Origin of the sequence: Sphingopyxis sp. 2PD (genome assembly GCF_005503695.1) — a bacterium.
GTDB lineage: Bacteria > Pseudomonadota > Alphaproteobacteria > Sphingomonadales > Sphingomonadaceae > Sphingopyxis.
Genome location: NZ_SCMU01000002.1, coordinates 193753 through 214609, shown reverse-complemented (window position 1 = coordinate 214609; position 20857 = coordinate 193753). Strand labels below are relative to the sequence as shown.

General features: G+C 65.8%; 21 protein-coding genes and 1 pseudogene. 8 read left to right on the top strand and 14 right to left on the bottom strand.

Annotated features, from left to right (window positions below):
• The first annotated feature begins 15 nt into the window (after positions 1–15).
• From FFS18_RS02845 to FFS18_RS02825, 5 genes and pseudogenes are all read left to right on the top strand, one after another.
• A complete protein-coding gene (locus FFS18_RS02845) occupies positions 16–510 on the top strand; it encodes a YdeI/OmpD-associated family protein (protein ID WP_137869669.1) in 495 nt (164 codons plus the stop codon).
• A 215-nt stretch (positions 511–725) separates the two neighbouring features.
• On the top strand, positions 726–1724 hold the full coding sequence (locus FFS18_RS02840; protein WP_137869668.1) for a GlxA family transcriptional regulator: 999 nt from the start codon (positions 726–728) through the stop codon (positions 1722–1724).
• A 211-nt stretch (positions 1725–1935) separates the two neighbouring features.
• The gene (locus FFS18_RS02835; RefSeq protein ID WP_249340262.1) at positions 1936–2355 is read left to right on the top strand and encodes a helix-turn-helix domain-containing protein; all 420 of its coding nucleotides are present in this window, start codon (positions 1936–1938) and stop codon (positions 2353–2355) included.
• 82 nt (positions 2356–2437) lie between these two features.
• A pseudogene (locus FFS18_RS17875) lies at positions 2438–3370 on the top strand (GGDEF domain-containing protein); the annotation flags it as partial.
• Entirely contained in the window at positions 3252–4316 is a 1065-nt protein-coding gene (locus FFS18_RS02825; protein WP_502704165.1) for a putative bifunctional diguanylate cyclase/phosphodiesterase, read from the top strand. The pseudogene FFS18_RS17875 and the gene FFS18_RS02825, both read left to right, overlap by 119 nt.
• Before the next feature lie 137 nt (positions 4317–4453).
• On the opposite strand, the gene FFS18_RS02820 is transcribed toward FFS18_RS02825, so the two are convergent.
• Both FFS18_RS02820 and mutS read right to left on the bottom strand, forming a co-directional pair.
• Positions 4454–7213, bottom strand: coding sequence for a [protein-PII] uridylyltransferase (locus tag FFS18_RS02820; RefSeq protein WP_137869665.1), 2760 nt, complete (start codon positions 7211–7213; stop codon positions 4454–4456).
• Positions 7210–9873, bottom strand: a complete 2664-nt coding sequence (mutS, locus tag FFS18_RS02815) for a DNA mismatch repair protein MutS (protein ID WP_137869664.1) — start codon at positions 9871–9873, stop codon at positions 7210–7212. The genes FFS18_RS02820 and mutS overlap by 4 nt, the downstream gene beginning before the upstream one ends.
• A gap of 379 nt (positions 9874–10252) precedes the next feature.
• On the opposite strand from mutS, the gene FFS18_RS02810 reads away from it, so the two are divergent.
• Positions 10253–12517 carry an NADP-dependent malic enzyme gene (locus FFS18_RS02810; RefSeq protein ID WP_137869663.1) on the top strand — a complete coding sequence of 755 codons (2265 nt, stop codon included), beginning with the start codon at positions 10253–10255 and terminating at the stop codon, positions 12515–12517.
• 109 nt (positions 12518–12626) lie between these two features.
• On the opposite strand, the gene FFS18_RS02805 is transcribed toward FFS18_RS02810, so the two are convergent.
• The gene (locus FFS18_RS02805; RefSeq protein WP_120217713.1) at positions 12627–13112 is read right to left on the bottom strand and encodes an outer membrane protein assembly factor BamE; all 486 of its coding nucleotides are present in this window, start codon (positions 13110–13112) and stop codon (positions 12627–12629) included.
• Positions 13113–13294: 182 nt separating this feature from the next.
• On the opposite strand from FFS18_RS02805, the gene FFS18_RS02800 reads away from it, so the two are divergent.
• Together FFS18_RS02800 and FFS18_RS02795 are read left to right on the top strand one after the other, a co-directional pair.
• Positions 13295–13825, top strand: a complete 531-nt coding sequence (locus tag FFS18_RS02800; protein WP_137869662.1) for a ubiquinol-cytochrome C chaperone family protein — start codon at positions 13295–13297, stop codon at positions 13823–13825.
• On the top strand, positions 13822–14352 hold the full coding sequence (locus FFS18_RS02795; protein ID WP_137869661.1) for a YceD family protein: 531 nt from the start codon (positions 13822–13824) through the stop codon (positions 14350–14352). The genes FFS18_RS02800 and FFS18_RS02795 overlap by 4 nt, the downstream gene beginning before the upstream one ends.
• Positions 14353–14482: 130 nt before the next feature.
• On the opposite strand, the gene FFS18_RS02790 is transcribed toward FFS18_RS02795, so the two are convergent.
• From FFS18_RS02790 to rpsN, 11 genes are all read right to left on the bottom strand, one after another.
• Positions 14483–15181: an RlpA-like double-psi beta-barrel domain-containing protein gene (locus FFS18_RS02790; RefSeq protein ID WP_137869660.1), complete on the bottom strand. Its 699-nt coding sequence runs from the start codon at positions 15179–15181 to the stop codon at positions 14483–14485.
• Between the two features lie 48 nt (positions 15182–15229).
• On the bottom strand, positions 15230–15889 hold the full coding sequence (locus FFS18_RS02785; RefSeq protein WP_171005197.1) for an adenylate kinase: 660 nt from the start codon (positions 15887–15889) through the stop codon (positions 15230–15232).
• 48 nt (positions 15890–15937) lie between these two features.
• Positions 15938–17311 (bottom strand): preprotein translocase subunit SecY, encoded by a 1374-nt coding sequence (gene secY, locus FFS18_RS02780; RefSeq protein ID WP_120217709.1) that lies wholly within the window; start codon positions 17309–17311, stop codon positions 15938–15940.
• A gap of 220 nt (positions 17312–17531) precedes the next feature.
• Positions 17532–18056: a 50S ribosomal protein L15 gene (gene rplO / locus FFS18_RS02775; RefSeq protein ID WP_120217708.1), complete on the bottom strand. Its 525-nt coding sequence runs from the start codon at positions 18054–18056 to the stop codon at positions 17532–17534.
• A 59-nt stretch (positions 18057–18115) separates the two neighbouring features.
• Positions 18116–18322 carry a DUF1737 domain-containing protein gene (locus FFS18_RS02770; RefSeq protein ID WP_067180143.1) on the bottom strand — a complete coding sequence of 69 codons (207 nt, stop codon included), beginning with the start codon at positions 18320–18322 and terminating at the stop codon, positions 18116–18118.
• 7 nt (positions 18323–18329) lie between these two features.
• Complete coding sequence (rpmD, locus tag FFS18_RS02765; protein WP_120217707.1) at positions 18330–18515, bottom strand: 50S ribosomal protein L30; 186 nt, start codon at positions 18513–18515, stop codon at positions 18330–18332.
• Positions 18516–18519: 4 nt separating this feature from the next.
• Positions 18520–19212, bottom strand: a complete 693-nt coding sequence (rpsE, locus tag FFS18_RS02760; RefSeq protein WP_120217706.1) for a 30S ribosomal protein S5 — start codon at positions 19210–19212, stop codon at positions 18520–18522.
• A 1-nt stretch (position 19213) separates the two neighbouring features.
• The gene (gene rplR, locus FFS18_RS02755) at positions 19214–19567 is read right to left on the bottom strand and encodes a 50S ribosomal protein L18 (protein ID WP_120217705.1); all 354 of its coding nucleotides are present in this window, start codon (positions 19565–19567) and stop codon (positions 19214–19216) included.
• A 3-nt stretch (positions 19568–19570) separates the two neighbouring features.
• Positions 19571–20104, bottom strand: coding sequence for a 50S ribosomal protein L6 (gene rplF, locus FFS18_RS02750; RefSeq protein WP_120217704.1), 534 nt, complete (start codon positions 20102–20104; stop codon positions 19571–19573).
• On the bottom strand, positions 20104–20508 hold the full coding sequence (gene rpsH, locus FFS18_RS02745; RefSeq protein ID WP_120217703.1) for a 30S ribosomal protein S8: 405 nt from the start codon (positions 20506–20508) through the stop codon (positions 20104–20106). The genes rplF and rpsH overlap by 1 nt, the downstream gene beginning before the upstream one ends.
• A 12-nt stretch (positions 20509–20520) precedes the next feature.
• Complete coding sequence (gene rpsN, locus FFS18_RS02740) at positions 20521–20826, bottom strand: 30S ribosomal protein S14 (RefSeq protein ID WP_120217702.1); 306 nt, start codon at positions 20824–20826, stop codon at positions 20521–20523.
• Between the last annotated feature and the right edge of the window lie 31 nt (positions 20827–20857).

Below are 20857 nucleotides of genomic sequence, written 5' to 3'. Positions count from 1 at the left end.
GCCAACGGGTCTGCGATGAAGTTCACGGCCCGGATCGAGCTGCGGGGTATCAACCCCTATGTGATGGTCAGCGAAGCGCGGGCGCAGCAAATCCGGCCCGACTGGAAACGGCCGATCCCGGTTACGGTACAGGTCAATGGTCAGCCTGAGCCGCCCGCGCGCGTCAACATGATGCCCGCGGGGGACGGCGGCTTCCTGCTCTATCTCGATGGTTCCATTCGCAAGGCGTCGGGTACCAAGGTCGGCGACACCGTGGACGTCACGGTGGCGTTCGACGACCGTTATCGCGGTGGCCCCGCGCACGCGATACCGGCCGAATTTGCGGCGCGCCTTGATGCCAATCCGGTCGCCAAGGCGCGATGGGACCAGCTGGCCCCGAGCTTGCAGAAAGAGATTTTGCGTTATTTTGCAAGGCTGAAGTCCGATGCGGCCCGCACCCGGAATATCGACCAGGCGCTGAACGTGCTGAACGGCGCGAAGGCGCGTTTCATGGCGCGCCCCTGGAACTGACCGACTGTCCGGACGCGGACTGCGATCAATTTGACGCAACCTACCCTTTCTGAGCAGCCCACCGGCCCCGCCTTGACCGACCTGGGCGCGCAATCGCTGCGCCGTATCGCAAGCTGACCCATCGCTATCCAGCGATCGCGCTAGGTGATCGGGCGATAGCGGTATATTGAATTCCGATTGACGGCCTGGCGCCGCCGCCGAGCGGAGTTCCGCCTATGCGCATCACGATCTTTGCTCCCGGTAAGGTGCATCTGCTGGAGATCGCTGGCGTGCGCGACGCGCTGTTCGAGGCAAACTGCAAAATGGGGCCGGGCCACTCCTATCGCGTCCTGCTGGTGACCGAGCAGGGCATCGCCGAGGAAAGCGCCTCGGGCGTAACCTTTGTCCCCGACGCGGGGATCGCCGATGCGATCCAGGCCTGTGACACGCTGATCGTCGTCGGACCCTATGGCCTTCCCACCCGTCCGAGCGACGACGTCATAGGGTGGCTGCGCAAGCAGGCGCTGAGTTCGCGGCGCTACGGCTCGACCTGCACGGGCGCGTTCCTGCTGGCCCAGGCCGGGCTGTTGTCGGGACGCCGCGCGACAACGCACTGGCAATATGCCGAACGCCTGGCCAACGATTTTCCGGACATCCGGGTCGAGCCCGATCGCATCTTCGTTCGCGATGGACCCGTGTTCAGTTCTGCCGGGGTGACGGCGGCCATCGACCTCGCCTTTTCGCTGATCGAAGAGGATCATGGCCGCGCGCTGGCGTTGTGGGTGGCACGCCGGTTGGTCGTCTTTCTGAAGCGACCCGGCGGGCAGTCGCAATTCAGCGAGGCCTTGACCTCGCAGGGCGCGGGCACCGGCCCGATCGATCGGGTCAGGCTGCACATCCTGGAAAGCCCGCGCGCGAATCTGGGGCTCGAGGCGTTGTCCGACGTCGCCAGTGTCAGTCCCCGCCACCTCTCGCGACTGTTTCGGGCCGAACTGGGCATGAACCCGGCCGCCTATGTCGAATTGACCCGGGTCGATATGGCCCGGCACCTGCTGGAAAACAGCAGTGCGCCGATCAAGGCGATTGCCCACGCCGCCGGTTTTGGATCGACCACCACGCTCCGGCGGGCCTTTTTGCGCATCATCGGCGTCACCCCGGTCGATTATCGCCAGCGCTTTCAGACCACCGAGTCGGGGGATACGCGCGCGGACGAAAGTGACTCTGTTTTGTCCTGAACTGTCGCACGGCCGCCGTTGAAGCCTTGGCAGCGGTGCCGCATCGTCGCGCCGGGAGACGATGATGCGAGTGACCCCTGACGTACTTGGCGAAGTGAATATCGAACATCGGCTGACGGATCGGATCGGGCTGATCACGCCGCGAACGCCCCCCGCCGATCCATATCGGCAGGTCGCGCATTAGATGACGATTTGCGTAGGCGACCGTAAGTTGGTCGTTCGTTTGACGCTTCCCGGCGAACCGTCGCCGTTTACCGCGACGCTGGCAGTGCAGATCGACGCTACCAGCCCGATCGATCGGGTCAGACGCCACATTCTGGAAAATCCGTGCGGAGACCTTTGTCTGACGGCGCTGGCCAGTGTCGTCGGGGTCAGCCCCCGCCATTTGTCGCGCCTGTTTCGCGCCGAGCTGGGCATCAGTCCGACCGCCTATGTCGAATGCGCGCGGATCGACATCGCCAGGCGCCTACTGGAAGAATGTTCATTGCCGATCAAGGCGATTTCGCATGCGGTCGGATTCGGATCGACCGCGACGCTCCGGCGCGCGTTCCAGCGCCGGATCGGCGTCTCCCCAATGGACTATCGTCTGCGGTTCCAGGCGGCAGGATCGCCAGAAGTAGGGAAAGACTAAAGTGCCGCCATTTTGTCCTGAAATGCTGCCCAACCGACGTTGAAGCGCCGGGGAAGGGGCCGCATCCTCATATGCGGAGGCCATGACATGCGACTTGATCCTGCCGCACATCGAGCGGTGCAAAATCGGAAAAATGCGTTTGTTCTGCCCGCGCGCAGAACGTGGCCACACCATGACGCCTGAAATCGAGCCGGGCCGTCGCCCGGTCGGCAATGCCGGGGCATTCACTCCTGCGCGGTGGCCCCGGTTGGCGTGGCGCCCGAGCGAGCCGGCGGAACTTTCTCTCGTCTCCTTGCTCGCGCTCGACCATATCGGCGACGGGGTGCTGGTGGCCGACATGCGGCAGCGGGGACAGCCGATCGTCCAGGTGAACCCGGCGTTCGAGGCGATCACCGGCTATTCGGCGGCCGAGGCGATCGGCAAGAATTGCCGCTATCTGCAGGGCAACGACCGGCTTCAGCCCGAGATCACCGAAATGCGGGCCGCGCTGGCCGAAGGTCGCGAATGTTCGGTGACGCTGCGCAACTATCGCCGCGACGGGACGATGTTCCGAAACGCACTTCGCCTGATGCCGTTTCGCAATGGCGGCGGACCGGTAACACATTTTGTCGGGATCATCCGCGATGTGACGCACGCGCCCGGCATTGATCGCCTGACCGGCCTGCTCGATCGCTATGGCCTGCTCGACCGGCTCGCCGCGATCGACGTCCCGGCAAGTTCCCCGGTGCTGCTGGTCAAGCTCGACATCCTGCGGTTTCACGATGTCAACAACGGGTTCGGTTACGACGTCGGCGACGCGCTGCTGCGTTCGGTAGCGACGCGCCTTTCGACCCGCACGGCCGCGGCGATCGCCCGCGTCGGGACGAACAGTTTCACGCTCGCCTTCGAACTCGGCGATGTCGAACATGCGGGGAGCATCGTCGATGACATTCTCGCGCTGTTACGGCCCCGTTTCGTCCTGCCCGGCGCGTCGATTGCGGTCCAGTTCGCCGCCGGCTTTGCGCTCGGCTTCGCCGGTCTCGATCCGCTCCAGCTGGTGCGCCAAGCCGGCGCGGCGTTGCAGCGATCGAAGGCGATGCCCGGTCATCCGCCGCATCCCCTATGCCGCGGCGGACGAACGCGATGCGCACAATCGCATCCGGCTGGCGAGCGACCTGCAGACCGCCGTGGCGAACCAGGAACTGCTGTTTCATTATCAGCCGCAGATCGACCTGGCCTCCGGCGACGTGGTTGGCGCCGAAGCCCTGCTGCGCTGGAATCATGGCGCATTCGGGCTGCAGCCGCCCGACCGCTTCATCGCGGTGGCCGAAGAAACGGGCACAATTCTGGATATCGGCGCCTGGGGCTTGCACATGCTCACCGCGCAGGCCGCCAAGATCAACCGCGGTCGCCGCATCCCGATCCGCTTTTCGTTCAATGTCTCGGTCGTCGAGTTCACGCGGCGCGACATGGTGGCCTTTGTCGAGCGGGTGCTGGACCAGACCGGCTGTCGCCCCGAATGGCTGACGCTGGAGCTGACCGAAAATCTGATGGTCCCCGAACCGGGGCAGATTCGCTGCGTCTTCGAAAAGCTGCGGCGGCTGGGGGTCGGCATCTCGATCGACGACTTCGGCACCGGCTATTCCAACCTGCGCTATCTGGAAAGTTTCCCGCTCAGCGAAATCAAGGTCGATCGCAGCTTTGTCCACGATCTGGCGCATAGCGCGGCCAAGCGCGTCATCGTCGAAAGCATAGTCAAGCTGGGCGCGGCGCTCGACATTCGCGTTGTTGCCGAGGGGATCGAGACCGAGGCCGAGCGCGCCATCATGCGCGCGCTGGGGTGCTCGGTGGGCCAGGGCTATCTGTTCGCGGCGCCAATGGACGATGTGGCGTTCCAGCGGCTGCTCGACGACGGGCTGGCGCTGCGCGAGGGATGGGACGCGCGGCGCCTGCTGACCATGCTCGACGGCTCCGGCGCATAGGTCGGCACGGCAGATCGGGGTGAATGCGGACCAGAACGCCCGATCGCGAGCATCCTTTGAGGGATTTGGGTCGCATGGTTGGTCCCCTGCGACCCAATAGATGCCCCGGCGCCCCACCGCCGGGGCATCGCCACCCCCTAAGCCGCCACCGCCTCCTCGCTCGCGCTCGTCGCCGCTTCGAGCAGGCGTTTTTCCAGCGACTTTACCCGCGCGGCGCTGTCGATCTTGTCGCCGATCAGGTCGGTGACATAGAAGGTATCGACGGCGCGCTCGCCATAGGTGGCGACATGCGCGCTGTGCACCGTGACCTTCGACTGGAACAGCGCATAGGCCAGCTGGTTGAGCAGCGCGGGGCGGTCCTGCGCATTGACCTCGATCACGGTGAAGCGGTTCGACGCCTTGTTGTCGACGAAGACGCTGGGGGCGATACGGAACGCCTCGGCGCGGGTGCGCGGCAGTGCGCGGGCTTCGAGTTTGGGGAGCAGTTTCTGACGGTTGGCGAGCGCGTCCTCGATCGCCCGCGTCAGGCGGCCGATCTGCCCCGGCTCGTCGAACGGGCGGCCGATCGGATCTTGCACCAGGAAATTGTCGAGCGCGAGGCCGTCCCTTGTGGTGTGGATGCGCGCATCGATGATGTTGCCGCCCGCCAGATGGATGCCCCCCGCGATACGGTAAAAGAGCCCCGGATGGTCGGCGGCGAGCACCATCACCAAGGTCGCGCCGCGATCGTCGTCGGGGACTGCGGCGATGTGCAGCGGCGCATCGCCCGCCTGCCGGATATGAACAAGGTTCGCGGCGATGACTTCGATCGGCTCGGCGATCCAGTAGCTTTCGGGCAGCCGCTTCGCGACCTTGTCGAAGCTTTTCTGGTCGAAACCGAACTGCGCCGCGACGGCTTCCTTCTTGCTGGCAATGCGTTGTTCGCGGCCCTTTTGCTTGTGGCCGAGGCGCAGCACCTCCTCCGCCGCGTCATAAAGTTCGGTGAGCAACTGCCGTTTCCAGCTGTTCCACACGCCGGGGCCGACTGCGCGAATATCGACCACGGTAAGCACGAGGAGCAGGCGCAGGCGTTCGGGGCTTTGCACCTGTCCCGCGAAGTCGAGGATCGTCTTGAAATCGGCGAGGTCGCGCTTGAATGCGGTTGCGGACATCAGCAGGTGGTAGCGCACGAGCCACGACACGGTTTCGGTCTCGGCCTCGTTCAGTCCCAGCCGCGGGCAGACGCGCAGCGCGAGCTCGGCGCCGAGTACGCTGTGATCGCCGCCACGCCCCTTGGCGATGTCGTGGAGCAGCACCGCGGCATAGACGGTGCGGCGCGAATGGATCTGGCCCATGATCGCGGTCGAGAGGGGATGATCGTCCTCAAGCCGCCCTTGTTCGATGTCCGCGAGCAGGCCGATGGCGCGGATCGTGTGCTCGTCGACGGTGTAGTGGTGATACATGTCGAACTGCATCTGCGCGACGACGCGGCCGAAATCGGGCACGAAACGGCCGAACACCCCCGCCTCGTTCATCCAGCGCAGCACCGTTTCGGGATCGCGCGGAGACGTCAGCACGTCGAGGAACAGCGCGTTGGCGCGCGCGTTCCGGCGCACCCCCTGCGTCTCGATCAGCTTCGCATCATGGCGCGCCTGCCGCATCGCCTGCGGATGGATTTCAAGGCCGTGGCGATCGGCGAGCGCGAAAATCTCTACCAGCCGGACGGGGTCGGCCTGAAAAAAATCATCCGACGGCAGCGCGAGTCGTCCGCGGTCGAGAACGAAGCCGTTGAGCTTGCCCGGCCGCCGCCGGATCGTCGGCAGGAAGCGCCGCCCGCGCGCCGCGAGCTGTTCGTCGAGATGCGCGAGAAAGGTTCCTGTAACGTCGCCGACGCTTTTGGCGTGGAGGAAATAGAGCTGCATGAACCGCTCGACCGCGCTTTTTCCCGGCCGGTCGGCGAAATGCATCCGCCGCGCGATTTCGGGCTGGAAATCAAAGGTCAACCGGTCCTCGGCGCGCCCGGCGAGCGTGTGGAGGTGGCAGCGGACCGCGAGCAGGAAATTTTCGGCGCGCTCGAACTGGCGCAGCTCGCGCGCGCTGAGCAGCCCCGCGTCAACGAGCTCGGGGACGGTGCGCACGCGGTGGATGAACTTGCCGATCCAGAACAGCGTGTGAAGGTCGCGCAGGCCGCCCTTGCCCTCCTTCACATTGGGTTCGACGACATAACGCGAATCACCCATCCTTTTGTGGCGCTCGTCGCGCTCGGCGAGCTTTTCGGCAACGAAGGCGCGCGCATTGCCCGCGACGACTTCGGCATCGAAGCGCGCTGAGGCCTGGTCGTAAAGCTCGCGGTCGCCCCAGATGAAGCGGCCTTCGAGCAAGGCAGTGCGGATGGTGAGGTCGTCCTTGGCGGCGCGCACCATCTCGTCGAGCGAGCGCGAAGAATGGCCGACCTTCAGGCCCAGATCCCACAGCGTGTAAAGCTGTGCCTCGATCACCTGTTCGGTCCAGCTCGTCTGCTTGAACGGGGTGAGGAAGCCGATGTCGATGTCGCTGTGCGGCGCCATTTCGCCGCGGCCATAGCCGCCGACTGCGATCAGGGTGATGCGCTCGCCTGCCGAACGGTTGTTCGCGGGATAGAGATGGCCGACGGTGAAATCATGGCCGAGACGGACGATCTGGTCGATCAGGAAGGCGGTCGCCTGCGCCGCGACGCGCCCCGCCGAGGGGCGTTCGCGCAGGCGGCGTTCGACCTCTGCCCGGCCCGCCTCGAGCGCATCCTTGAGCAGTGCGACCATCGCGCGGCGGCGCGCGCCCGCATCGCTGGTTTTGGCGGCGATCTCGTCGAGCCGACCCGCAAGCGTGCGGCGATCGATGATCGCGCGGCGCTGGTCGAGATTGTCGAACAAATTGCTCATGCCTCGTCGGCCATCAGGCGCTTGAGCGTGTAGAGCGCGTCGAGCGCCTCGCGCGGAGCGAGCGCGTCGGGGTCGATGGCGGCAAGGGCGTCGCGAAGCGCGTCCTTTGCCGCGGCGGGAGCTTCGGCGAGGGTTGCGGCGAACAGCGGCAAATCGTCGAGTCCCGCGGCGAGCCCGCCGGTCGCCTCGCGCCCCGCCTCAAGCTTGGCGAGCACGGCCTCGGCGCGCTTCACGACCTTTGGCGAGACCCCCGCGAGCCGCGCGACCGCGAGGCCATAGCTACGGTCGGCGGGGCCGTCGGCGACTTCGTGGAGCAGCACCAGATCGCCCTGCCATTCGCGCGCGCGGACATGGTGGAGCGACAGCGCGCCCAGCGTTTCGGCAAGCCGCGTGAGTTCGTGATAGTGGGTAGCGAAGAGGCAGCGGCACCGGTTGACCTCGTGCACCGCCTCGACCACCGACCAGGCGAGCGCGAGGCCGTCGTAGGTCGAGGTGCCGCGCCCGACCTCGTCAAGAATGACGAAGCTTTGCGGGGTCGCCTGTGCGAGGATCGCCGCGGTCTCGACCATTTCAACCATGAAGGTCGAGCGCCCGCGCGCGAGATTGTCGCTCGCCCCGACGCGGCTGAACAGGCGGTCGACGAGCCCGAGCCGGGCTGCCGCGGCGGGGACGAAGCCGCCCGCCTGCGCGAGCACGACGATCAACGCATTCTGGCGGAGGAAGGTCGATTTGCCGCCCATGTTCGGACCCGTCACGAGCCAGAGGCGGTCGGCTTCCGACAGCGACACATCGTTGGGAACAAAGCGCTCGCCCGATTTGACGAGCGCGGCTTCGACCACCGGATGGCGCCCGCCGGTGACGTCGAGGCACGGCGTGTCGGCAAGGTCGGGGCGGCACCAGTTGTGGCTCATCGCATGATCGGCGAGCGCGGCGGCGACGTCGATGCGCGCAAGCACGTCGCACGACGCGGCGATCGCCTCACGCCGCGCGATCGCGGCGTCGGTGAGGGCTTCGAGATGCGCGGCCTCGGCGGCGACGGCGTGGACGCCCGCCTGCGTGACGCGGCTCGCGGCTTCGTGGAGATCGGACGAATTGAAGCGCACCACGCCCGCGAGCGTCTGGCGATGGGTGAAGCCCGATTCGGGCGCCATCAGCGCGTCGGCGTGTTTCGCGGGCACCTCGACATGATAGCCGAGCACGCCATTGTGGCGGATCTTGAGCGACGCGATGCCGGTGCGGTCGCGATAATCGGCCTCGAGCGCGGCAATCGCCTTGCGCCCGTCGCGCGCGGTCTCGCGCAAGGCGTCGAGCGCATGGTCATAGCCTTCGGCGACATAGCCGCCCTGCGCGGCATCGACCGGCGGGGTTTCGATGAGCGCGCGCGTCAGTTCGTCGACGAGCGCGCCATGCCCGTCGAGCCCGGGAAGCAGGCGCGCGAGCAAAGGCGGCAGGTCGGCGCGGCGCGCGAGGCGTTCGCGGAGCAGCCGCGCGCCGCCGAGCGCATCGCGAAGCTGCGCCAGGTCGCGCGGTCCGCCGCGTCCGGCGACGAGGCGCCCGAGCGCGCGACCGGCATCGGGAAGCGCGCGCAGCGCCGCGCGGAGCTCGCCGCGCCACAGCGCATCACGCGCGAGCGCATCGACGAGGTCGAGCCTGTCGAGGATCGCCGCCTTGTCGGTGAGCGGGCTCGCGATATCGTCGGCGAGCAGCCGCGCGCCAGCCGCGGTCACCGTACGATCGATCGTGCCGAGCAGGCTGCCGTCGCGCGTCCCTGTCATCGTGCGGACGAGTTCGAGGCTTTCGCGCGTCGCCGCGTCGATCGCCATGCGGCCCGACGCGAGGTGGCGCAGCGGCGGCTGGAGGAAGGTCGGCGAGCCGGTGCCGACATGGTCGAGATAGGCGACGAGCGCACCCATCGCCGCGACCTCGCCGCGCGAAAACGCGCCGAAACCGTCGAGCGTCTGGACGCCGAAAAAGGCCTCGAGCCGTTTCTGTGCGCTTGTGCTGGCAAAGTCCGACGGCGGGCGGCGCACGATCTGGCGTGCCGACGAAATCGGCAGGTCGCCCGCGCTCTCGCTGAGCAGTAGTTCGGACGGCGCGAGCCGCGCGAGTTCGGCATCGACCGCGTGCCGCGCGACCGCGACGACCTCGAATCGCCCGGTCGAAATATCGGCGGCGGCGATCGCGACCTCGCCATCGGTGCCGACCTCGGCGAGCGCCGCGAGCCGGTTGGCGCTACGCCCTTCGAGCAGGCTTTCCTCGGTCAGCGTTCCTGCGGTGACGAACCGCACGATGTCGCGCCCGACGAGCGCCTTCGACCCGCCGCGCGCCTTCGCTTCGGCGGGGGTTTCGACCTGTTCGGCGATCGCGACGCGGTGTCCCGCGCGGATCAGCCGCGCGAGATAGGCTTCGGCGGCGTGCACGGGAACCCCGCACATCGGCACCGGCTGTCCGCCATGTTCGCCGCGCGAGGTAAGCGCGATGTCGAGCGTCGCCGCCGCCGCCTTGGCATCGTCGAAGAACAGCTCGAAAAAGTCGCCCATGCGATAAAAGAGCAGACAGTCGCCCGCCTTGTCCTTCAGCGACCAATATTGCGCCATCATCGGCGTCGCGGCGGGGGCGGCGTTGTTGGAATTGGCAGCGGAGCGGGCAGTGGCGGGCATGCGCCCTGCTTAGTGATTGGGGGCAGCAAGGCAAGGTCGGAGCGGGAATGCGGGCCGAATGGCCGATATGGGGTGGTTTTAAGCCATTCCCCTCCCTTTCAGGGAGGGGTTAGGGGTGGGTGCGAGCGAAGCGAGCCGAGGCAGAATGCCGCCTTCGGCGGCTACCCACCCCCAGCCCCTCCCTGAAAGGGAGGGGAGAAGACACGTCCGCAATCGGTCGCATCCGGACACGCAGCATCTCGGACTCTATCCGGGATGCAAAAGCCGGAACCGTTCGGCGGACCGCCGCTCGATAACATTGGCGGGGTTACAATCGACGCCCGCGACGTTAGGGAAGGGCTCGGGCGCGCGTCTGATGCGATTGGATAGGGGATAGATGATGGACAGCGGCAGCAAGGTGCAGTTTTCGGACCGCGAGGCGTTGCTTTACCATGAATATGGACGCCCCGGGAAAATCGAGATCGTCGCGTCGAAGCCGATGGCGACGCAGCGCGATTTGAGCCTTGCCTATTCGCCCGGCGTCGCGGTGCCGGTGAAGGCGATCGCCGAAGATCCCGCCAAGGCCTATGACTATACGATCAAGGGCAATCTGGTCGCGGTGATTTCCAACGGAACCGCGATCCTGGGGCTCGGCAATCTCGGCGCGCTCGCCTCGAAGCCGGTGATGGAAGGCAAGGCGGTGCTGTTCAAGCGCTTTGCCGACGTCGATTCGATCGACCTTGAGGTCGATACCGAAGATCCGCAGCGCTTTATCGAGGCAGTCGAGCTGCTCGCGCCGAGCTTTGGCGGCATCAACCTCGAAGATATTGCCGCGCCCAACTGCTTCATCATCGAGGCCGCGCTGAAAGAGCGCATGAACATCCCGGTGTTTCACGACGACCAGCACGGCACCGCGATCATCACCGCGGCGGGGCTGATCAACGCCTGTTACCTGACCGGGCGCGACCTTTCGACGGTCAAGGTCGTCGTCAACGGCGCGGGGGCGGCGGCGATCGCGTGCACCGCGCTGATCAAGGCGATGGGCGTCCGGCACGAAAATGTCATCATGTGCGACCGCAAGGGCACCATCTATCAGGGCCGCACCGAAGGCATGGACCAGTGGAAATCGGCGCACGCCGTGCCGACCGAGGCGCGCGACCTAACCGAAGCGCTCGTCGGCGCCGACGTGTTCCTGGGCCTCTCCGCCGCCGGCGCGCTGAAGCCCGAGATGGTCAAGGATATGGCGCCCGCGCCGATCATCTTTGCGATGGCGAACCCCGATCCCGAAATCTCGCCGCCCGACGCCCGTGCAGCAAGACCCGACGCGATCATCGCGACGGGGCGGTCGGACTATCCGAACCAGGTCAACAATGTGCTCTGCTTCCCCTTCATCTTCCGCGGCGCGCTCGATGTCCATGCGACCGCGATCAACGAGGAGATGAAGATCGCGGCTGCATACGCCATTGCCGACCTCGCGCGCCAGCAGGTGCCCGAAGAGGTCGCCGCGGCCTATGGCGGCCGCGCGTCGAGCTTTGGCCCCGAATATATCATCCCCTCGCCCTTCGATCCGCGGCTGATGGAAATCGTGCCTGCGGCGGTCGCCAAGGCGGCGATGGAGACGGGGGTCGCGCAGCGGCCGATCGCCGATCTGGACGCCTATCGTACATCCTTGCGCGCGCGGCTCAACCCGACGACCTCGGTACTGACGCTCGCCTATGAAGCCGCGCGCAACAATCCGAAGCGCGTCGTCTTTACCGAGGGCGAGGAAGAAACGGTGCTGCGCGCGGCGATTCAGTTCCGCGACGGCGGCTATGGCACGCCGGTGCTTGTCGGGCGCGAAGGGCTGCACGACAAGCTCCGCGCGATGGGGGTCGCCGATGCCGAGAGTTTCGAGGTCCACAACAGTGTCAATTCGCCGCATGTGCCGGCGATGGTCGACATGCTGTACGAGCGGCTGCAACGCCGCGGATATTTGCGCCGCGACGTCGAGCGCATGGTCAACCGCGACCGCAATATCTTTGGCTCGCTGCTGCTCAAGATGGGGCTGGGCGATGCGATGATCACCGGCACGACGCGCACCTATTCGCAGACGATGCGCGAAATCCGCCGCGTGATTGACCATGCCGAGGGCAAGACGCCGTTCGGTATTCATGTGCTCGTCGACCAGCATCACACGATCTTCATGGCCGACACAACGGTCAACGAGCGGCCGTCGGCCGAAATGCTCGCCGACATCGCCGAGCGCACCGCGCAGGTCGCGCGGCGCATGGGCCACGAACCGCGCGTCGCTTTCCTGTCCTATTCGACCTTCGGCAACCCTGAGGGGAGCTGGCTCGAGAATATTCGTGAGGCGGTGGCGATCCTCGACCGGCGCCAGCCGGCGTTCGAATATGAAGGCGAAATGGCGCCCGACGTCGCGCTCAATGCCAAGGTGATGAAAAACTACCCCTTCTGCCGCCTGTCGGGCCCCGCGAATGTGCTGGTCATGCCGGGGCTGCAATCGGCGAACCTGTCGGCAAAGCTGCTGCGCGAGCTCGGTGGCGGCGCGGTGATCGGGCCGATGCTGGTGGGGATGGAGCATCCGGTGCAGGTCGCGACGATGGCATCGACCGCGTCGGACCTGGTCACGCTCGCGGTGCTCGCGGCGGGCGGGATCGCGCAGTAGAATAAGGGCGCGTCGCCCCCGCGAAGGCGAGGGCCGTTATCGGGGTAGCGCGAGGCCGCCAGCGGCCCCCGCCTTCGCGGGGGCGACGGCTCGAACCTATTTCCAAATATTACTGCCCGCTGGGCGCCCCCGCGCCCGGTGCGCCGACCGCGCCGATATTGCCGAAAATATCTTCGAAGAAGCTGCGTTCGCGGCCCAGCGTCGGGGTCTTGTCGCCTTCGGGGCTGATCTTGCTCACCAGTTCCAGTCCGGTGCGGTCGACCGCGGCGACATTGCCCGCGGCGTCGAAGCGGACGCGCAGCACCTGCTGGTCGACCGGGCGCGGCTTGGCGAAGGCGAGCTGGCGCGTTTCGCGCGAGACATAATAATATTCATTGTCACTGAACTGGCCGACGAAGGTCGGACGGCCGAGCGTCTTTTCGACCGATTCGCGGTTGTCGACGCCGGGGGTGATCGCGGTGGTCAGCAGCGGATCGACGACATAGCCCTGTCGGCCCTTGAGCTGCGCGCAGCCGCTAGCAGTCAGCGCGACGGCAAGTCCAAGAACGATCAGGCGCGCGCGCGGAGCGGCAGACGAAAGCTTGAAATTCGGCATCTATAATCTCCGTTGCGCCTGTCGCGGCCTTTGCCAGCGGTCGGCGCTCGCTCTCGCGCCTCTTAACCGCAAGCAGATGCGGCGCACAAGCTGCTTGTGGCGCGACGAAGCTTGCCAGAAGCTGACCGTGCGGCGGACCGGCGCCCCTTTTCGGCGGCACGAATTGCGCCTAAGCGGTGGGCATGTTCTCGCTCCGCAAACTCTTCCGTTCGCAGCCCGACCCGCGCGAGGCGCGTCGCCCGCTGTGGAGCGCCGTCGTCGCCGCCGCGCGCGCGCCGCACTGGTATGCTGAGGGCCTGGTCCCAGACACGCTCGACGGGCGTTTCGACATGGTCAGCCTGGTCCTCGCGCTCGTCCTCCACCGGATCGACGAAGATCCCGCACAGGCGCGCGCCGGAGTCGAACTGACCGAATTGTTCGTCACCGACATGGACGGCCAGATGCGCCAGATCGGGTTTGGCGACATGGTGGTCGGCAAGCAGATCGGCCGGATGGTCGGGGCGCTGGGCGGGCGATTGGGCGTTTATCGTGCCGCCGACGGGTCGGAGGAGCTCCGCGCCGCGCTGGTCCGCAATCTGTGGCGCGGTAGCGCACCCGATGCGGCGGGGCTGGCGCATGTGATGGCCGAAGTCGCCAAGCTGCGCGCGGCGTTGACAGCAACCCCGGTGGCCGAGCTGATCGTCGCGGACCGGCTGGGCGGAACGACGGCGTGAGCGCGGCGAGCGAATTTTCGCTGATCCTGACGCTGGCCGATGCGGCGCAGGGGCGCGCCGTGGCGGTCGAAGCCGATGCCGAGGCGCGCGCGCGAATCGCAAAGCGACTGGGGTTGATCGCGGTCGATCATTTTTTCCTCACCGCCGAAATCCGGTCCGTTGCGGGCGGAATCGGCGCCAAGGGGGCGGTGCGCGCGACCATCGTCCAGTCGTGCGCCGCGACCGGGCTGCCCGTTCCGGCGACGGTGGACGAACCGTTCGATCTGCGTTTCCTGCGCGATGTCGACGCGCCGGTCGACGCCGAGGAAGAGATTGAGATCAGCAGCGAGGATTGCGACCTGCTGCCGCTCGAAGGCGATCGGATCGACCTGGGCGAGGCCGCGGTGCAGACGCTGTCGCTGGCGCTCGATCCCTTTCCCCGGCACCCCGACGCCGACCGGATTCTGGCGGAGAAGGGCGTGTTGAGCGAAGAGGCGGCGGGACCGTTTGCGGCGCTGGCCAGGCTGCGCGGAACGCCGGACGCTTAGCGCCGACCCATTCATCTCAAACCGTTCGTGCTGAGCTTGTCGAAGCACCGTCCTTCTTCTCACGACGCCAAAAGAAAGGGCGGCCCTTCGACAAGCTCAGGGCGAACGGATCATATTTTGTCGTCTGCGCTTAGCGCCCGCCTTCGGGTTCAGCCTTCGGCGCGTCCTCGACCAGATCGGCGACCGCGGCGTCGAGGCCCGGCTCATCCTCAGCGGGCGGGGTTTCGGCGGCGGGCTTGGCAGTCGCAGCGGCCGCAGCGGCCTTTTCCTCGCGGCTCGGTGGCAGCGCGCCGCCGAGCGCATTCGCCAGTCCGATCAATTGCTCGCCGATCACCTTGTCGACCGCGGGCGCGATGTCGGCGACCTTGAAGCGCATATAGCCGCCGACGACATAGTCGAAGCGTAGCGCGCTGCCGGTGGGGGTGGCCTTGATCTGGATCGTCAACGTGCCGTTCAGCGCTTCGCCCTGCAGCGGACCGAAGGCGCCCGACAGGCGGAGCAGCTGGCCGGGCTTGGAAAACAGCACGCGCGCATGCTGGACGCTGCCAACCCCGGCGCCGGTGTCGGGCAATTTTTCACAGAAGCAGCCGCCCGCCTGCGAATCGAGCCAGAAGTTCGCGGCGTCGCCGGACCAGCTGTGATCTTTCGACCACCAGTTTTGCGGCATACGCAGCATTTTCCACACGTCGGCGGGGGTCGCGGCGACCTGGGCGGTGTGCGCGACGGTGAAGCCGGCCTCGCTCTGGTCGACGACCTTGGCAGTCGCGGCGGGCGCAAAGGTCAGCGCCGCAATCATCGTGGCGCCTGCGAAATATCCGGAAATTGCCATCAGCCTGTCCCCCCTTGGTGCCTCAATAACCGGCGCCGAGGGAGCTGACTAGCCAGCAGGGGCGAGGATCGCCTCGATCGCGTCGTTGACCTGATCGATCGGCGCCATCCCGTCGACCCGCGTCACGATGCCGCGCGCCTCATAAATCGGCAGGATCGGTGCGGTCTTGGCGCGATATTCGGCCATGCGGGTGCGCACGGTTTCTTCATTGTCGTCGGGGCGGCGCTTGAAGTCGTGACTGCCGCAAACATCGCAAACATCGGCCACCTTGGGGAGCTTGTAACGGTCGTGATAGCCCGCGCCGCAATTGCCGCACGAAAAGCGTCCGGTGATGCGGTCGACGAGCGCGTCTTCCTCGACCAGCAGCTCGATGACATGATCGAGCTTGCGACCGCGGTCCGACAGGATCTTGTCGAGCGCGTCGGCCTGTGCCGCGGTGCGCGGGTAGCCGTCGAAGATCACCGAGGTTTCGTTGCCGAGCGCATCGAGCCGTTCACCGATCAGCCCCGAGACGATTTCGTCCGACACCAGCTCGCCCGCGTCCATCACCGCCTTGGCCTGGACGCCGATCGGGGTTCCCGCCTTGACCGCCGCGCGCAGCATGTCGCCGGTCGACAGCTGAACCATGCCATGCTCGTCCTCGAGCCGCACCGCCTGCGTTCCCTTGCCCGCTCCCGGCGGACCGAGCAAAATGATATTCAGCGTCATGGAAGCCCCTGTTGCCTCTGCCGTGTCGCAGTTGCCGTAGCGGGCGCTTTAGCGCCGCGCAACGCCGCCTTTCAATTTCGCCTTTTTGATCAGGTCGCCATATTGATGCGCGAGCATGTGGCTCTGGATCTGGCTGATCGTGTCGATCGTCACGTTGACGATGATCAGCAGGCTGGTGCCGCCGAGCGCGAAGGGAAGCCCCGATTGCGCGATGAAATATTCGGGGACCAGACAGATCGCCGCCAGATAGGCCGCACCCAGCACGGTGATGCGCGTCAGCACATGGTCGAGATAGGCGGCGGTATTCTTGCCGGGGCGGATGCCGGGGATGAAGCCGTTCTGACGCTTCAGATTGTCCGCGGTTTCTTCGGGGTTGAAGACGACCGCGACATAGAAGAAGCAGAAGAAGATGATACCCGCGGCATAGAGCGCCATGTAGAGCGGCTGACCGTGCGCCAGATACTGGTTCAGCGTGATCAGGAAATCGCCCATCGCGGTATCGCCCTGGACATTATTGCCCATCATCTGGGTGATCGTCAGCGGCATCAGCAACAGCGACGAGGCAAAGATCGGCGGGATGACGCCCGCGGTGTTGACCTTGAGCGGCAGATGGCTGCGGTCGGCCTGCATCCCGCCGCGCTGCGTCGCGCGCTTGGGATATTGGACGAGCACGCGGCGCTGGGCGCGTTCCATGAAGGCGATGAAGGCGATGACGAGGATGGCGCCCGCGAACACCGCGACCACCGTGCCGCCGCCCATCGATCCTTCGCGGACCTGGGTGAACATCTGGGCAAAGCTGCGCGGCAGCTGGGCGAGGATGCCCGCCATGATGATCAGCGACACGCCATTGCCAATCCCGCGCGCGGTGATCTGCTCACCAAGCCACATCAGGAACAAGGTACCGCCGACAATGCTGATCACCGCGCCGATCCGGAACATCATGCCCGGATCGACCACCGCGGCGATGCCCTGGCTGGCGCCGAGGGTTTCGAGGCCGACGGCGATGAAATAGCCCTGGATCGCGGTCAGGAACACCGTGCCGTAGCGGGTATATTGGTTGAGCTTCTTGCGCCCGCTTTCGCCCTCTTTCTTGAGCGCGGCGAGGCTGGGCGACAGGGCTGCCGCGAGCTGCACCACGATCGACGCGGTGATGTAGGGCATGACGCCGAGCGCGATGATGCTCATGCGCTCCAGGCTGCCGCCCGAGAAGGTGTTGAAGATGTCGAGGACGCCGCCCGATGCCGCCTGGCTGTAGAGCGTCGACAGCGCGACCGGATCGACGCCGGGCAGCGGGACGAACGACAGGAAGCGGAAGACGATCAGCGCGCCGATCGTGAACCAGATGCGGTTCTTGAGTTCGGTCGCCTGACCGAATTTCGAGAAATTGAGGTTGGAAGCAAGCTGGTCGGCGCGAGAGGCCATGGGTAGTTTCCTCGAGGATATTCCGGACCGCGCCCCCCGCGACCCGGCGCCTATGTGCGTTCGCCGGTCACGAAGCGCAAGGGGAAAGGCCTATTTTGCAACGCAGCTGGTCGATACCGGCTGCTTCATCCGTTCGTGTCGAGCTAAGTCGGGACACGAACGGGGACAGGGTGTGTTCAAATGACAAAGGGCGGTTCCGGAGGAGCCGCCCTTGTCTGAATTATTCAGCCTTGGCTTTGGCCCGACGCTGGGCCTTCTTGCCTTCGGGCGCCGCTTCCTTGACTTCGGGAAGTTCGACCTTGCCACCGGCCTTTTCGACCGCTTCGATCGCGCCCTTCGACGCACCGGCGACCGCGAAGTTCAGCTTGGCGGTAAATTCGCCCTTGGCGAGGAGGCGGACGCCGTCCTTGCCGCCGCGCGCCACGCCAGCGGCCTTGAGCGCGGCGTGATCGACAACAGCCTTGGCATCCAGCTTCTTCGCGTCGACGAGCTTCTGGATCATGCCCAGATTGACGATCGCAAAGTCTTTGCCAAAGATGTTGTTGAAGCCGCGCTTCGGGATGCGCATGTGGAGCGGCATCTGGCCGCCTTCGAAGCCGTTGATCGCGACGCCGCTGCGGGCCTTCTGACCCTTTTGGCCGCGGCCGGCGGTCTTGCCCTTGCCCGAGCCGATGCCGCGTCCGACGCGCATGCGGCCCTTGCGGGCGCCGTTGTTGTCACGAAGTTCGTTAAGCTTGATCGTCATGTTGCACTCGCTTTCGCTGTGGTCGCGCTATGGACTGCCGTTTTTCCGAGGAAAGACGTTCAGTCCGGTTCAATTTCACTCGATGGCTGAAAACCGGGATAGGGTCCGGCCTTTTCCATCACGATGGCCTGGGCGACATAGCCGCGGCCATCGACTTGGGTGATCGAGGGGCTGCCATGAAGCTGCCACCCCCGGTTGAGCAATCCTTCGACCCGCGCACAAAAGGCGCTGTCGTCGGGACCGGTCAACAGGCGGTAGAGCTTCATCGCGCCTTTAGCCCTCGACGACTTCCACCATGTGCGGAAGCTTGCGGATCATGCCGCGCACTTCGGGGGTGTCGACCAGTTCGACCTCGCGGTGCATCTTGCCGAGGCCGAGGCCCGTCAGGATGGCGCGCTGGCCCTTGGGACGACGGATCGGCGAACCGATCTGGCGGATCTTGATCTTCTTGTCGGCCATGATCTTACTCCGTCACCGCTGCCGCTTCGGCTTCGGCTGCCCGGTCGGATGCACCGCCGCGCTTGATCAGATCCGACACCTTCTTGCCGCGACGCTGCGCGACCGACTTGGGGCTGGTCTGTTCGCCGAGCGCCTCAAAGGTCGCACGGATCATGTTATAGGGGTTCGAGGTACCGTTCGACTTGGTCACAACGTCGGCCACGCCCAGCGATTCGAACACGGCGCGCATCGGACCACCGGCGATGATGCCGGTCCCCGCGGGTGCCGAACGCACGGTCACCAGACCGGCGCCGAAATGACCGCGGCCATCATGGTGCAGCGTGCGGCCATCGCGCAGCGGAACGCGAATCATCGCCTTCTTCGCGGCAGCGGTCGCCTTCGAAATGGCTTCGGGCACTTCGCGCGCCTTGCCATGACCGAAACCGGCGCGGCCCTTGCCGTCGCCAACAACGACGAGCGCGGCGAAACCGAAGCGCTTGCCACCCTTCACGGTCTTCGAAACGCGGTTGATGTGGACGAGCTTTTCGATCAGCTCTTCGCCGCCATCCTCGTCGCGCGGGCGACGGTCGTCGCGGCGACCACGGCCACCTTCACGACCACCGCGGCCACCGTCGCGGCCGCCACGGCCACGGCGCGGCGCGCCGGTGTTTTCGGTCGCTTCGACAGCGCCTTCGGCGTTCTGTACTTCGTCAGCCATATTAGAACTCCAATCCGCCTTCGCGAGCCGCGTCGGCCAGCGCCTTGATGCGCCCGTGGAACAGGAAACCGCCGCGGTCGAACACGACCTGGGTCACGCCGGCCTTTTTCGCGGCAGCGGCGAGGCGCTTGCCAACGTCGGCAGCCGCCGCGGTGGTCGCGCCGGTCTTGCCGCGGACATCCTTGTCCAGCGTCGAGGCGGCAGCCAGCGTCTGGCCGGCGGCATCGTCGATAAGCTGGGCATAGATATGCCGGCCCGAACGGTGCACCGACAGGCGCGCGCGCCCACCAGCCCGCTTGCGAAGGGCAGTACGAACGCGCTGGCGGCGTTTTTCGAATGGGGTAAGATGTGCCATGGCTTACTTCTTCTTGCCTTCTTTGCGGAAGATGTACTCGCCGCGATATTTGATGCCCTTGCCCTTATAGGGCTCCGGCTTGCGCCAACGGCGGATTTCCGCCGCGACCTGGCCGACCTTCTGCTTGTCGATGCCGCTGATCTCGATCGTCGTATTGTCCGGCGTCTTGATCTCGATGCCTTCGGGCACCGCAAAATCGACATCATGGCTGTAGCCAAGCTGCAGCTTCAGCGTCTTGCCCTGCGAGTTGGCGCGATAGCCGACACCGGTGATTTCGAGCACCTTGGTGAAGCCCTCGGTCACACCGGTGACCAGGTTCTGCACCAGGGTGCGCTGCATGCCCCAGAACGCGCGCGCTTCGCGGGTTGCGTTCGCGGGCTGCACCGAGATGCTGCCTTCGCCGACTTCATAATTGATGAGGTCCGAAAGCGGCATCGCGAGGGTGCCCTTGGGACCCTTCACCGACAGCTGGCCGCCGTCGATCGCGGCGGTGACACCGCCGGGGATCGCTACTGCCTTTTTACCAATGCGCGACATCAGAACACCTCCGCCAGCACTTCGCCGCCGACATTTTGCTCGCGGGCTTCGGCGTCCGACAGGACGCCGCGCGGGGTCGACACGATGGTGATGCCCAGGCCGTTGCGCACGATCGGCAGGTCCTTCGACCCCGAATAGATGCGGCGGCCCGGCTTCGAAACGCGCGCCACATGGCGGATCGCCGGCTGCCCTTCGAAATATTTCAGCTCGATGCGGATGCCCTTGTGCTCGCCCTTGGCGCCCAGCGCTTCTTCGCTGTAACCGCGGATATAGCCTTCGCGCTGCAGAACATCGAGAACGCGGACGCGCAGGGTCGACGCCGGCGTCAGGACGCTGTCCTTCTTCGCCGTCTGGCCGTTGCGGATGCGGGTGAGCATATCACCCAAAGGATCGGTCATTGCCATCTTGTCTGTCCCTTACCAGCTCGACTTAACAACACCGGGGATCAGGCCCTTGTTGGCCAGATCGCGGAGCTGAATACGGCACAGCCGGAATTTGCGATAATAAGCGCGCGGGCGCCCGGTCATCTCGCACCGGTTACGGATGCGGGTCGGGTTACCATTGCGCGGGATTTCCGCCATCTTGAGGCGCGCGATCAGACGCTCGCCATCGTCGAGCGAGGTGTCCGCAGCAATCGCCTTCAGCTTCGCATAACGGCCGGCATATTTCTTCACCAGCTGCTTGCGACGCTCATTTTTGTTCGTCGAACTCAGTTTCGCCATGACTTAAGTTCTCTTTCCTTCTTGAAAGAGC